This is a genomic window from Planomonospora parontospora (assembly GCA_014647935.1).
GTDB classification, from domain to species: Bacteria; Actinomycetota; Actinomycetes; order Streptosporangiales; family Streptosporangiaceae; genus Planomonospora; species Planomonospora parontospora.
In genome coordinates this window covers 104,217-116,582 of the sequence record BMQD01000010.1, presented here as the reverse complement: position 1 = coordinate 116,582, position 12,366 = coordinate 104,217, and the positions used below count along the sequence as shown (strand labels likewise).

General features: G+C 74.9%; 7 protein-coding genes. All 7 read left to right on the top strand.

Going from position 1 to position 12,366, the window contains the following annotated elements; genetic code table 11:
* Nucleotides 1-251 precede the first annotated feature (251 nt).
* The 7 genes from IEZ07_RS17205 (at nt 252) to IEZ07_RS17175 (ending at nt 12,332) form a co-directional block, all read left to right on the top strand.
* The gene (locus IEZ07_RS17205; protein ID WP_191895676.1) at nt 252-1,808 is read left to right on the top strand and encodes a class I adenylate-forming enzyme family protein; all 1,557 of its coding nucleotides are present in this window, start codon (nt 252-254) and stop codon (nt 1,806-1,808) included.
* The gene (locus IEZ07_RS17200) at nt 1,805-3,073 is read left to right on the top strand and encodes a condensation domain-containing protein (protein ID WP_191895675.1); all 1,269 of its coding nucleotides are present in this window, start codon (nt 1,805-1,807) and stop codon (nt 3,071-3,073) included. The genes IEZ07_RS17205 and IEZ07_RS17200 overlap by 4 nt, the downstream gene beginning before the upstream one ends.
* 70 nt (nt 3,074-3,143) lie before the next feature.
* Nucleotides 3,144-3,383: a phosphopantetheine-binding protein gene (locus IEZ07_RS17195; protein WP_068896938.1), complete on the top strand. Its 240-nt coding sequence runs from the start codon at nt 3,144-3,146 to the stop codon at nt 3,381-3,383.
* Between the two features lie 22 nt (nt 3,384-3,405).
* On the top strand, nt 3,406-4,344 hold the full coding sequence (locus tag IEZ07_RS17190; RefSeq protein WP_191895674.1) for a thiamine pyrophosphate-dependent dehydrogenase E1 component subunit alpha: 939 nt from the start codon (nt 3,406-3,408) through the stop codon (nt 4,342-4,344).
* A complete protein-coding gene (locus tag IEZ07_RS17185; RefSeq protein ID WP_068897102.1) occupies nt 4,335-5,324 on the top strand; it encodes an alpha-ketoacid dehydrogenase subunit beta in 990 nt (329 codons plus the stop codon). The genes IEZ07_RS17190 and IEZ07_RS17185 overlap by 10 nt, the downstream gene beginning before the upstream one ends.
* A complete protein-coding gene (locus IEZ07_RS17180) occupies nt 5,317-6,678 on the top strand; it encodes a 2-oxo acid dehydrogenase subunit E2 (RefSeq protein ID WP_191895673.1) in 1,362 nt (453 codons plus the stop codon). Before IEZ07_RS17185 ends, IEZ07_RS17180 begins: the two co-directional genes overlap by 8 nt.
* Nucleotides 6,675-12,332 carry a non-ribosomal peptide synthetase/MFS transporter gene (locus tag IEZ07_RS17175; protein WP_191895672.1) on the top strand — a complete coding sequence of 1,886 codons (5,658 nt, stop codon included), beginning with the start codon at nt 6,675-6,677 and terminating at the stop codon, nt 12,330-12,332. Before IEZ07_RS17180 ends, IEZ07_RS17175 begins: the two co-directional genes overlap by 4 nt.
* Nucleotides 12,333-12,366 lie beyond the last annotated feature (34 nt).

Below are 12,366 nucleotides of genomic sequence, written 5' to 3'. Positions count from 1 at the left end.
GTCACCTTTTGGAAAGAAACTTTCCGGTTAGATATGGCTCGCCAGTTTTACACCTCCGTTCCGGGTCCGCAAGACCCTCCGGGGCAAGGGTTCGCGGTTTCGCGGGCACTCCGGAGATGGGGTCTTGTGCGGCCCTCCCGATCATGTAAGACTGTCGCCCGGATTTAAATAGTAAAGATTCTTTTCTGTTGTGGCCGCGACGTTGGTGCGCATCTGGGTCACACACATCCGACCTTTATGGGGAGGTTCACATGGTGAACCTGACCGTCACCCAGCTGCTCGGAGACCGGGCGCTGGCCGACCCCGACGGGGTCGCGCTGATCGTCCAGGGCTCGGCGCCGCTGACCTACGGGCAGTGGCACGAACGGTCCACCGCCGTCGCGAACGGCCTGGTGGAGCGCGGCGTGGCCCGCGGCGACCGGGTGGGGCTGGTCTTCGGGAACGCCGACTGGGCCGACTACGCCGTGGCGTTCTTCGGCGTGCTCAAGGCCGGGGCCGCGGCCGTGCCGCTGTCCGACCGGTCCGCCGCCGCCGACCTGCGCTTCATGCTCGGGCACTGCGGCGCGGCCGGAGTGGTCCACGCGGAGGGGGCCGAGGTCCCCGGCGACGGCCGCTGGACCGTGACACTGGACGGCCTGCGCGCGCAGACATCCCACGAGTCGGCGGACTCCGCCTCCGGCGGTCCCGTCCCGGCGCTCCCCGGGCCGCCGGGTTCCTCGCCCGGCGGCCCCGCGCGGACCCGCGGCCGGCTCCCCGAGCCCGAGCCCGGCGACCTCGCGCAGATCCTCTACACCTCGGGCACCACCGGCCGGCCCAAGGGCGTCTCGGCCACCCACGCCAACCTGGCGCACGGCTGCGGCGCGAGACGCCGTTCGTTCGCGCACTCCCGCCACCTGGCGCACGCCTTCCCGATCGGCACCAACGCCGGCCAGACCATGCTGGTCAACGCGCTGGACGCCTGCCCGGCCGTGGTGACCCCGCCCCGCTTCACCCCCGCCCGCTTCGCCGCGCTGATCGAGGAGTACCGGGCCGGGACGGTCTTCCTCGTCCCGGCGATGGCGATCGAGCTGCTCAACGCGGGCGTCGCGGAGCGGTACGACCTGTCCAGCGTGCTGCTGCTCGGCTCCGCCGCCGCACCGCTGCCCGCGGCGGTAGCCGAGGCGCTGACCCGGGCCTTCCCCAAGGCGGCGATCGCCAACTACTACACCTCCACCGAGGCGGCCCCGGCGCAGACGATCATGATGTTCGACCCGGAGCGGCCCGGCAGCGTGGGCCGGGCGGTGGCCGGGGGACGGGTCAGGATCGCCACCCCGGACGGGGAGCCGCTCCCGCAGGGCGAGACCGGCGAGGTGTGGATGCGCTCCGCGGCGGCCCCGCGCTCCTACTACGGGGACCCGGGCAGTGGGACCTTCCGCGACGGCTGGATCCGGATGGGCGACCTCGGGCGCCTGGACCCGGACGGCTACCTCTACCTCGTCGACCGGGAGGGCGACGTGGTGAAGTCCGGCGCCTACAAGGTCTCCACGATCCACGTCGAGGAGGCGGTGTTCGGACACCCGGCCGTGGTCGAGGCGGCCGCATTCGGGGTGCCGCACCCGGTCCTGGGAACCGTCGTCGCCGTCGCCGTGGTGGTCCGCGAGCCCCTGACCGCCGGAGAGCTGCGCCTCTTCCTCGCCGACCGGCTCGCACCGCAGGAACTGCCCGCCCACGTGGCCGAGGTCGCCGCGCTGCCCCGCAACGCGGGCGGCAAGGTCGACAAGCGGGCGCTGCGCGAGAGCCTGGGGTTCGCGGAACGGGCCCCCGCGTGAGCGCCGCCCGGCCGGACCCGCCGCCCCGGACCGCACCGGGGGAAGCCGAGGCCACCTTCCTCCAGCAGGGCATGTGGGTGACCGAGCAGACCACGGGGGCGGGCACGGCCTACCACATGCCGCTCCTCGTCCACCTCCGCGGCGACCTGGACGCGGACGCCCTCACGGCGGCCTGCGCCGCGGTCGTGGAGCGGCACCCGGCGCTGGGCTCCGTCGTGGCCGAGACGGGCGGCGGGCTCCGGCTCGTCCCCGGCGCCCCGGTGCCGGTACGGCGCCGGCCCGCGGACGGGCCGATCGAAGGGGAACCGGACGACTGGCCCGAGGCCGTACGCGAGGAGGTCTTCGCCCCGTTCGACGTGGACGGCGGGCCGCTGGCCCGTTTCACCCTGTACCGGACCGGCCCCGGACGGCACACCCTGGCGTTCGTCGCCCACCACCTGGTCTTCGACGGGCACTCCAAGGACGTCCTGGCAGCCGATCTCGCCGCGCTGTACAACGGCGGGCGCCCCGCGCCGCCGCCCGCGCTCGACCACGGCCGGGCCGAACGCGAGCGGGTCGCCGCGGAGCTGCCGGCCGCCCGGGAGTTCTGGGCCGGGCACTGGCGCGAGCCCGGTGAGACGGTGGTGCGCGGCCGGGCGCTGCGCTCCCGGCGGGCGGCCGCGGGCCGTACGCTCCGCTTCCGCGCGGACCTCGCGCCCGTCGCCGGGCTGACCCGGTTCGAGACGCTGCTCGCCGCGCTGCACACCCTGCTGGCCGGGTACGGCAACGACGGCGTCACCACGGCGGTCGACCTGTCCACCCGGCCCGCCGAGGCCGCCGGGCACGTCGGCGTGTTCGTCAACGAGCTGCCGGTCGCCTCGCGGCCGGGACCGGAGGAGACCTTCGGCGGGTTCGCCGCAAGGCTGCGCGCCGGGCTGCGGGAGGTCTACCGGTTCCGCCGGGTCCCGCTGAGCCGGGCCCTGCCCCGCCTGCGGCCGCACGCCGCGCTGGCGCCGGTCTCGGTCAGCTACCGCGCCCGGACCCTCCCGGACCCGGTCTTCGCCGGCCTGGACTGCGCGGTGGACCGGACGGTCCCCAACGGCTCCGTCCGGGGGGCGCTCCACCTGCAGTGCGCGGACGGGCCGGACGGCCTGGCCGTCGCCCTGCGCCACGACCCCGCAGAGCTGCCGGAGGCCCGCCCGGTCGCCGACGACCTGCGCCTGCTGCTGGAACGGGCCGGCCGCGACCCCGGCCTGCGCCTGCGCGACCTGGCGGCCCCCCGCTGAACGCCCGCCGCCGACCCCCGCGCCCCGCCGGACCGCCGGCGGGGCGCCGTACGACCACCTGGAGAACGAGATGGCTTCCGTCACCACCCTCAACGAGCAGATCCGGGAGATCTGGGAGGAGGTCCTGGGCATCTCGCCGATCGACGACCACGACGACGTCTTCGACCTCGGCGGGCACTCCCTGACCATCACCCAGATCATCGTCCGGATGCGCAAGCGCCTCGGCGTCGACGTCGAGCTGGACGACTTCTTCGACAACCCCACCATCGCCGGGATCGTCGCGATCCTCGGCGGCGACCGAGACCGATGACCGGGACCGATGACTGAGACCGATGACTGAGACCCTCGCCCCCGCCCCGGCGACGAGCCCGGCACGGCTCTCCCGGCTGGCCGACGACGACCTCGCGCTGCTCCTGCTGATCCGGCACTTCGAGCTGGAGCTGCTCCGGCTGTACGGCGCCGGCGAGCTGAACGGCACCACCCACACCTGCCTGGGCCAGGAGTACGTGCCGGTGGCGCTGCGCCCCCTGCTGGGACCCGGCGACTTCGTGTTCAGCAACCACCGCGGCCACGGCCACTACCTGGCCCGGTTCGGCGACGCGCACGGGCTGCTGGCGGAGATCATGGGCAGGGAGGGCGCGGTCTGCGGCGGCGTGGGCGGCAGCCAGCACCTGCACCGCGACCGCTACCTGTCCACGGGCGTGCAGGGGGAGAGCCTGCCGGTCGCCGCCGGGGTGGCCCTGCACCTGCGGCGCACCGAGCCGGGGACGCTGGCCTGCGTCCACATCGGCGACGGCACCTGGGGCGAGGGCGCGGTCTACGAGGCGCTGAACCTGGCCGCGCTCTGGGACCTGCCGCTGCTGGTGGTGGTGGAGAACAACGGCATCGCCCAGTCCACGCCCACCGGCGCGCAGCTCGCCGGGACCATCGCCGGGCGGGCCGCGGCGTTCGGGATCGGCCACCACCTGGTCGTCTCCGCCGACGTCAACGAGATCCGCCCCGCCCTGGAGCCGCTGGTCGCCGGAGTGCGGAGCGGCCGGCCGCTGGTGGTGGAGTTCCGTACCCACCGGCTCGGCCCGCACAGCAAGGGCGACGACACCCGCCCGCCCGAGGCGGTCCGCGCGGCCCGGGAGCACGACTGGTACGACCGCTACGCCCACGACCATCCCGACCACTTCCACCCGCTCGACGCCCGCGCCAGGGCGCTGGTCGAGGGCGTCGTCGCGGAGGTCTCCGCCCGGCCGCCGTCGAGGTGGTCGCCGTGCGCGTAGCCGAGAACCTCAACGCCGCCCTGCACGGGCTGCTCGCCGACGATCCCGCGGCGTACGTGCTGGGCGAGGACGTCCTCGACCCGTACGGCGGCGCCTTCAAGATCACCAAAGGTCTGTCCACCCGCTTCCCCGGCAGGGTGATCACCACCCCGATCAGCGAGGGCGCGCTCACCGGCGTCGCGGCCGGGCTCGCGCTGACCGGCAACACCGCGGTGGCCGAGATCATGTTCGGTGACTTCGCCGCGCTCGCCTTCGACCAGCTGTGCAACTTCGCCGCCAAGTCGGTGTCGATGTACGGCTCGCGCCTGCCGCTGCGGATGGTCGTGCGCTGCCCCACCGGCGGCGGCCGGGGCTACGGCCCCACGCACAGCCAGAGCCTGCAGAAGCACTTCGTCGGCATGCCGGGCCTGGCGCTGTACGAGATGTCGCCCTTCCACGACAACCGCGAGGTGCTCGCGGCCATGGTGGACCGGGGCGAACCGTGCCTGTTCTTCGAGGACAAGATCCTCTACACCCGCCCGACGGGACTGGCCGACCCGCTGTTCCGGGTGCGCCGCGACGGCGACCTGGCCGTGGTGGACCCGGACGTGCCCGAACTCGCCGCCCGCCCCGACTGCGTGATCGTCGCGCCGGGCGGGACGGCGCACCGGGCGCTGGGGGCGATGCGGTCGCTGCTGCTGGAGGAGGAGGTCTCCTGCCGGCTGCTGGTGCCGTCCCGGCTGTACCCGCTGGACGTCGAGGCGCTGCTGCCGCACCTCGGCGGGGTCGTGCTGGTCGCCGAGGAGGGCACCGCCGGCGGCACCTGGGGGAGCGAGGTCGCCCACCTGGTCCACCAGCGGGTCTGGGACCGGCTGCGGGGACCCGTCCGGCTGGTCTGCTCCCGGGCCTCGGTGATCCCCACCGCCGCCCACCTGGAGCGGGAGGTCCTGCTCAGCGAGTCCGCGATCCACCGCGCCGTACGGGAGGCCCTGCGTGGCTGACGTCCTCGTTCCCAAGCTGAACAACCAGGACACCGAGTACCTGGTCGTGGAGTGGCTCGTCGGCGACGGCGAGCCGGTGCGCGCCGGTGAGGCGGTGGCGGTGCTGGAGACCTCCAAGGCCGCCGACGAGATCGAGGCGGCCGTCTCCGGTCGGCTGGTCCACGTCGCGGCCAAGGACGCCTGGGTCGCCCCGGGCGCCGTGCTGGCCCGCGTCGTCTCTGGGGATCCGGCGGGAACCGGCGGGTCCCCATCTGCGCCGTCCGCCGGGACCGCCGGATCCTCGTCTGCGCCGTCCGCCGGGACCGCGGAGACCCCCGCCGTGCCGGGGGCGGCCGGTGTCGCGGTCGGGGCGTTCGCGGGCTCTCCGGCCGGGGACGGGCCGCCGGGTACGGTCGCCGCCTCCCTGATCACCGGCCCGGCCCGGGCCGCCATGGAGGAACTGGGCGTCCCCGAGGAACAGGTGCTGGCGCTGGGACTGCCCCTGGTCCGCCGGGTGGACGTCGAACGCCTCGCCGGTACGCGTGATCCCGGGGACGGGAAGGACACCGGGGACGCCCGTGATCGCGCGGAGGGGAAGGACACCGGGAACACGCGTGCTCCCGGGGACGGGAACGTCCCGGGCACCGCGCGCCCCGGTGGGGAGGAGGACGCGGCCGGGCGGCACGAGCTGTCGAAGGTGCAGCGGGCCGTGGCGCGCGCCGTCACCCTCTCCCACCGGACGGTCCCGGCCGCGTACACCGTGATGCGCTTCGACGTCGGCCGGGCCCTGGAGCGGGCGGGCGCGCTCACCCGCGAGGTGCGCAGGCCGGTCGGGCTGCCCGAGCTGTTCGTGCAGGCGGTGGCCGGGCTGCACGGGAGGTTCCCGCTGCTGTTCGCCTCGGTGGACGACACGGCCGAGAACGCCGGAGGCACGGCCGGGGGCCCGCCCGGCCCGGCGGGGCCGGTCGTCCGGCTCTCCGCCGCCCCCCGCGTCGGGGTCACCTTCGACCTGGGCGAGGGCCTGTACGTGCCGGTCGTCCGTGAGACCGGCACCCTGCGGGAGATCGCCGCGACGCTGATGCGCCACCGGCTGGCCGCCGCGTCCGGCGGCTTCCGGGAGCAGGACCTGACCGGGGCGAACATCACGGTCACCCTGCACACCGACGCCGACGTGATCCTCGCCGTCCCGATCGTCCTGCCCGGCACGTCCGCCGCCCTCGCGGTGACCTCCCCGCGGCCGGAGACCGTCCTGGCCGCCGACGGCTCGGTGACGGTGCGGACCGTCGCCGACATCGGCCTGGCCTATGACCACCGCCTCGTCAACGGCCGGGACGCCGCACTGTTCCTGGCCGCCCTCCGCCGGGAGATCGAATGACCGAGACCACCTCGACCACGCCGGCCGCATCGGCCCCGACACCGTCCGCGCAGGCCGTACCGGCTCCGTCCGTGCAGGCCGTACCGGCCCCGGCACCGCCTGCGCCCGCCGCGCCGCCTGTGCCCTCCGCGCCGTCCGCGCCACCGGAACTGTCGGACGCCAAGCGGGTGCTGCTCGCCCGGCGGCTGCGGCGGCGGGAGGAGACCCGCGCCGTCGTCCCGCGCCCGCCCGGCACGGTCCCGCCGCTCTCCCACGCCCAGGAGCGCCTGTGGTTCCTGGAGCAGTACCGGCCGGGCCTGACCGCCTACACCGTCCCCGCCGTGGTGCGGCTGCGCTGCGCGCTGGACGAAGCGGCCCTGCGCCGGGCCCTGGCGGCGGTCGCCGCCCGCCACGAGGCGCTGCGGATGCGCTTCCCCACCACCGAGGACGGCGTCCCCGAGCTGGTGATCGACGACTCCGGTCCGGTCCGGCTGGACGTCGCCGAGGTCGCGGACCAGGACGCGGCGCTGGAGCTGTTCGACGCCGAGCTGGCCGTGCCGTTCGACCTGGAGCGCGGTCCGCTGCTCCGCGCGGTCCTGGCCCGGATCGCCCCGGACGACCACGTGCTGCTGGTGGCCGCGCACCACGCGGTCGTCGACGGCTGGTCCTACGACATCGTCCTCCGGGAACTGCTCGCCCTGTACGACGGCGAGGCCCTCCCGCCCCCGCCGGTCGGCTACGGCGACTACGCCGTCTGGCAGCGCGGGCGGGACCTGCGCCGCGAGACCGACCACTGGCGCGAGCGGCTGGCCGGGCTGCCCGCGCTCGACCTGCCGACCGACCGGCCGCGCCCGGCCGAGCAGGGCCACGACGGCGCCTCGCTCGCGGTCCGGATCGACGCCGAGCTCACCCGCCGCCTCGCCGACGTGGGCCGGGAGGCGAACGCGACGCCGTACATGACGCTGCTGGCGGCCTTCCAGGTGCTGCTGGCCCGCCACTCGGGGCAGACGGACTTCGGGGTCGGCTCCCCGGTGGCCGGGCGGAGCCTGCCCGAGCTGGAGGGCGTCGTCGGCATGTTCGTCAACACGCTGGTGCTCCGCGCGGACCTGGACGGCGACCCGCCGTTCACCGCGTTCCTGGGCCGCGTCAGGGAGCGTGCGCTGGACGCGTTCGCCCACGCCGAGCTGCCGTTCGACCGCCTGGTCACCGAGCTGAACGTGGAGCGCGACGTCAGCCGCGCCCCGCTGGCCCAGGTCGCCTTCGCCCTGCAGAACTACGCCGACGGAGTGGACGACCCGCGGCTGTCCTACCTGTCCCCGCCGGTCAGGACCACCCGCCACGACCTGGCGCTGTACCTGTTCGAGACCCCCGAGGGGCTGGCCGGGCACTTCACCTACAGCACCGCGCTGTTCGACGCGGAGACCGTGGAACGGCTGGCCGCCCGGTTCGAGACGCTGCTGCGCTCGATCGTCGCGGCCCCGGACACCCCGGTGGGGGAGCTGTCGCTGCTCTCGGACGCCGAGCGGGACCTCGTGCTGGGCTTCGGGTCGGCCGCGGACCCGGAGCCGGCCGGCCACCGCCTGCTCGGCGACATCGTGGCCGCGCAGGCCGTGCTGACCCCGGACGCGACCGCCGTGGTCTGCGCACCGGCCGCCGGCAGCGCACCGGCCGGCGGCGGCACTCCGGCCGCGGCTCCGGACGGTTCCCCGGGCGGGGTCCCGCCGGGCGGGGACGCCCCCGGCTCCCTCACCTACGCAGAGCTGGACCACCGGTCGAGGGCGATCGCCGCGCTGCTGCGCGGGCGGTACGGCGTCGGCCCCGACGTCCGGGTGGGCGTCCTGCTCGACCGCTCCACCGACCTGGCCGCCGCCGTCCTCGGCGTGCTGGCCGCGGGCGGCGCCTACGTCCCGCTCGACCCCAAGCAGCCGCGCGACCGGCTGGCCCACATGCTCGCCGACTCCGGGGCGGTCGCCGTCCTGACCTCCTCGGCCGGGCGCGGTCTGGTCCCGGACGGCCACCCGGTGGTCTGCCTGGACGCCGAGGAGCTGACGGAGACCGCGTTCGACGACCCCGGCACCACCCCCGACCACCTGGCCTACGTGATCTACACCTCGGGCACCACCGGGCGGCCCAAGGGCGTCGGGGTGCAGCACCGGCAGGTGCTGAACTACCTGGCCGGGGTCCGGGAGCGCTTCGCCGTCGAGCCCGGGTCGGTCTTCACCCTGCTCCAGTCGCTCTCCTTCGACTTCGGCGTGACGGTCTTCTACCTGTCGCTGCTCACCGGGGGAGAGCTGCACCTGCTCGACCCGCAGGCCCCGGTCGAGGAGCTCGCCGGGACGCTGGGCCGTACCGACTACCTGAAGATGACCCCCTCCCACCTCGCCTCCCTGCTCGCCGGAGCCGACCCCCGCGAGCTGCTCCCGCGCAGGCTGCTCATCCTCGGCGGCGAGGCCTCCACCTGGTCGTGGGCCAGGGAGCTGGCCGGGCACACCGAGGTGGCCAACCACTACGGGCCCACCGAGGCCACCGTCGGCGTGGCCACGTACGCCGTCGCCGCCGCTTCCGGGACAGCCTCAGGGACCGCGCTGGCCCTGCCGGTCGGCGGGCCGCTGCCCGGCGTCCGGCTGTACGTGCTGGACGAGCACCTGCGCCCGGTCCCGCCCGGCATGACCGGGGAGATCCACATCGGCGGCGACCGCCTGGCCCGCGGCTACCTCGGGCAGCCGGGCCTGACCGCCGACCGCTTCCTGCCCGACCCGTACGGCGCGCCCGGCGCCCGCATGTACCGCACCGGCGACCTCGGCCGCTGGCTGCCCACGGGGGAGCTGTGCTTCCTGGGCCGCCGCGACCTGCAGGTCAAGGTCCGCGGCTACCGCGTGGAGCTGCCGGAGATCGAATCCGTCCTCACCGGCCTGGCGGGGATCGAGCAGGCCGTCGTGGAGCTGCGCGCAGACCGGCTGGTCGGCTATCTCGTCGGGGAGCGGACCCCCGTCGGGGAGCTGCGCGCCCGGCTCGCCGACCGCCTCCCCGAGTACATGGTCCCGGGGCGCTTCGTCTGGCTGGACGAGCTGCCGCTGAAGTCGCACGGCAAGGTCGACCGGGCCCTGCTCCCCGATCCCGGCGACGAGCGCCCGGACCAGGAGGGCGGGTTCACGCCGCCGCAGACCCCGCTGGAGGAGGGCATCGCGCAGGTGTGGGCCGAGGTCCTGGGGCTGACCCGGGTCGGCGCGCTGGACGACTTCTTCGACCTGGGCGGGCACTCGCTGCTCGCCGCCCAGGTGGTCGCCCGCCTGCGCCGGGTCCTGCCCGACGGCGGGCGCCGCATCGGCATCCTCGACCTGTTCAAGCACCGGACCGTCCGCGGGCTGGCCGGGCTCGCCGAGACCGCCGCCGGCGGGCCGCGGGCCCTCCTGCACCGCCTCACCCCGGCCCGGAACGCCACCACGACGCTGGTCTGCGTGCCGTACAACGGCGGGAGCGCGGCCGTCTACCAGCCGCTGGCCGACGCGCTGCCGCAGGACTGGGCGCTGCACGCGGTGGCCGTCCCGGGTCAGGAGCTGGGGCTCGCCGAGGAGACCAGGCCGGTCGCCGAGGTGGCCGAGGGCTGCGCGGCGGAGATCCTCGCCGGGATCCGGGGCCCGGTCGTGCTGTACGGCCACTGCGGGCTCGGCGTCATGCTCACCGTGGAGATCGCCCGGCGGCTGGAGGCCGCGGGGCGGCCCGTCGAGGCCGTCTACCTGGGCGGGATCTTCCCCTTCGCCCGGCCCTCCTCCCTGCTGGGCCGGATCACCGACCTGGCCGACCGGTTCCGCAGCGACCAGGCGTGGGCCAACGCGCTGCGGGCCGCCGGGCTCGACGTCGACGAGCTCAGCCGCGAAGAGCTCAAAATGATCATCGACAACCGGCGGGAGGGCACCCGGGAGACCGAGCGCTACTTCACCCGGCTCCTCGCCGAGGGCGTCGAACCGCTCCGGGCGCCGATCGTCTCCGTCGTGGGCGAACGCGACCCGGCGACGGAGTTCTACCAGGAGCGCTACCCCGAGTGGCACCTGCTGTCCGGCTCCGCCGCGCTGGTCGTCCTCGACGAGGCGGGGCACTTCTACCTGAAGTACCGCGCCGGAGAGCTGGCCGCCATCGTCACCGCCGTCCACCCGGCGGTCGCCTCCGGCGACACCGCGGCGCTGGGCCGTACCGACCACTCGACCTGGTGGCTGGAGGGCGTCTCCCGGCGGTCCCCGGTCGTCCCGGACGGTCCGATCGCCTCGGCTTCCCCGGCCGTCTCGGCCGGTTCGGCGCCGAGCATGAAGCGGTTCGGCGCGGTGGCCGCCGGACAGCTCGTGTCGATCATCGGATCCTCGCTGACCGAGTTCGCGGTCCCGCTGTGGATCTACGTCACCACCGGGTCGCTCGTGGACTTCGCGCTCTTCTCGGTCCTGGCGCTGCTGCCCGGCATGCTGGTCTCCCCGCTCGCGGGCGCGCTCGTCGACCGCCACGACCGGCGGCGCGTCATGCTCGCCGGGGACGTCGGCGCGTTCGGCACGCAGCTCGCCCTCGGTGTGCTGCTGTGGACCGGCAACCTGCAGATATGGCACGTCTACCCGCTGCTGGCGGTGCTCTCCGTCGCGCTCGCCTTCCAGCGGCTGGCCTACAACTCGGCCATCCCGCAGCTCGTCCCCAAGCGCTTCCTCGGCCACGCCAACGGCGTGGTCCAGATGGTCACCGGTACGGCGCAGCTCGTCGTCCCGCTGGTCGCGGTCGGGCTGATGGCGGTGATCGGCCTGGAGGGCATCCTCGTCGTGGACGTCGTCTCCTACGTGTTCGCGATCACGGTCCTGCTCCTGGTCCGCTTCCCGAAGACGATGGCGTGGCGGCGCCGCGAGTCGCTGACCGCCGAGATGGTCGAGGGCTGGCGCTTCTCCTGGGGGAACCCGTGGTTCCGCGGGATGCTCCTCTTCTTCGTGGTGCTGAACGTCTTCCTGTCCCCGCTGTTCCTGCTCGTCTCACCGCTCGTGCTGGGCTTCGCCACCCTCGACGACGTGGGGCGCGTCGCGTTCTGCGGCGGGCTGGGCGTGCTGCTCGGCGGCCTGGTGATGACGGTGTGGGGCGGCCCGCGCCGCCTGCGGATGCGCGGCGTCCTGCTGGCCACCCTCGCCCTCGGCGCCTTCTGCCTGCTCACCGGTGTGCGGGAGGATCTGGTGGTCATCGCGGTGGGCGCGTTCGGCATGTCGTTCTGGCTGACCGTGCTCAACGGCGTCTACGCCACGATCGTCCAGGTCAAGGTGCCGCAGCGGTTCCACGGCCGGGTCATGGCGCTCAACCAGCTCGTCGCCTGGTCCACGCTGCCGATCGGCTTCGGCTTGGTCGCGCCGTACGGCACCGCCCTGTTCGAACCGCTGCTGCTGCCCGGCGGTCCGCTGGCCGGCACCGTCGGCGCGGTCATCGGTACCGGTGAGGGCCGCGGCATCGGCCTGATGTACGTCCTGTTCGCGGTCGCGATCGCGGTCACCGCGCTGGTCGCCATGCGGACCCGGACCCTGTCCCGGTTCGACTCCGACATGCCGGACGCGCTCCCGGACGACCTGGTCGGCCTCCAGGCGGTCCGGGGGCGGGTGGAGCCTGCCGGCGCGGTGGAACCCGCGGAGCGCGCTCCGGCGGTGAGCGCGCTCCGGCGGTGAGCGCGCTCCGGCGGTGAGCCCGCCGCTCAGGTGA

What these genes read in the sequence shown, in the direction of transcription:
- IEZ07_RS17195 (WP_068896938.1), top strand. Translation starts at nt 3,144, where the DNA reads ATGGCTTCCGTCACCACCCTCAACGAGCAGATCCGGGAGATCTGGGAG.
- IEZ07_RS17205 (WP_191895676.1), top strand. Translation starts at nt 252, where the DNA reads ATGGTGAACCTGACCGTCACCCAGCTGCTCGGAGACCGGGCGCTGGCC.
- IEZ07_RS17175 (WP_191895672.1), top strand. Translation starts at nt 6,675, where the DNA reads ATGACCGAGACCACCTCGACCACGCCGGCCGCATCGGCCCCGACACCG.
- IEZ07_RS17190 (WP_191895674.1), top strand. Translation starts at nt 3,406, where the DNA reads ATGACTGAGACCCTCGCCCCCGCCCCGGCGACGAGCCCGGCACGGCTC.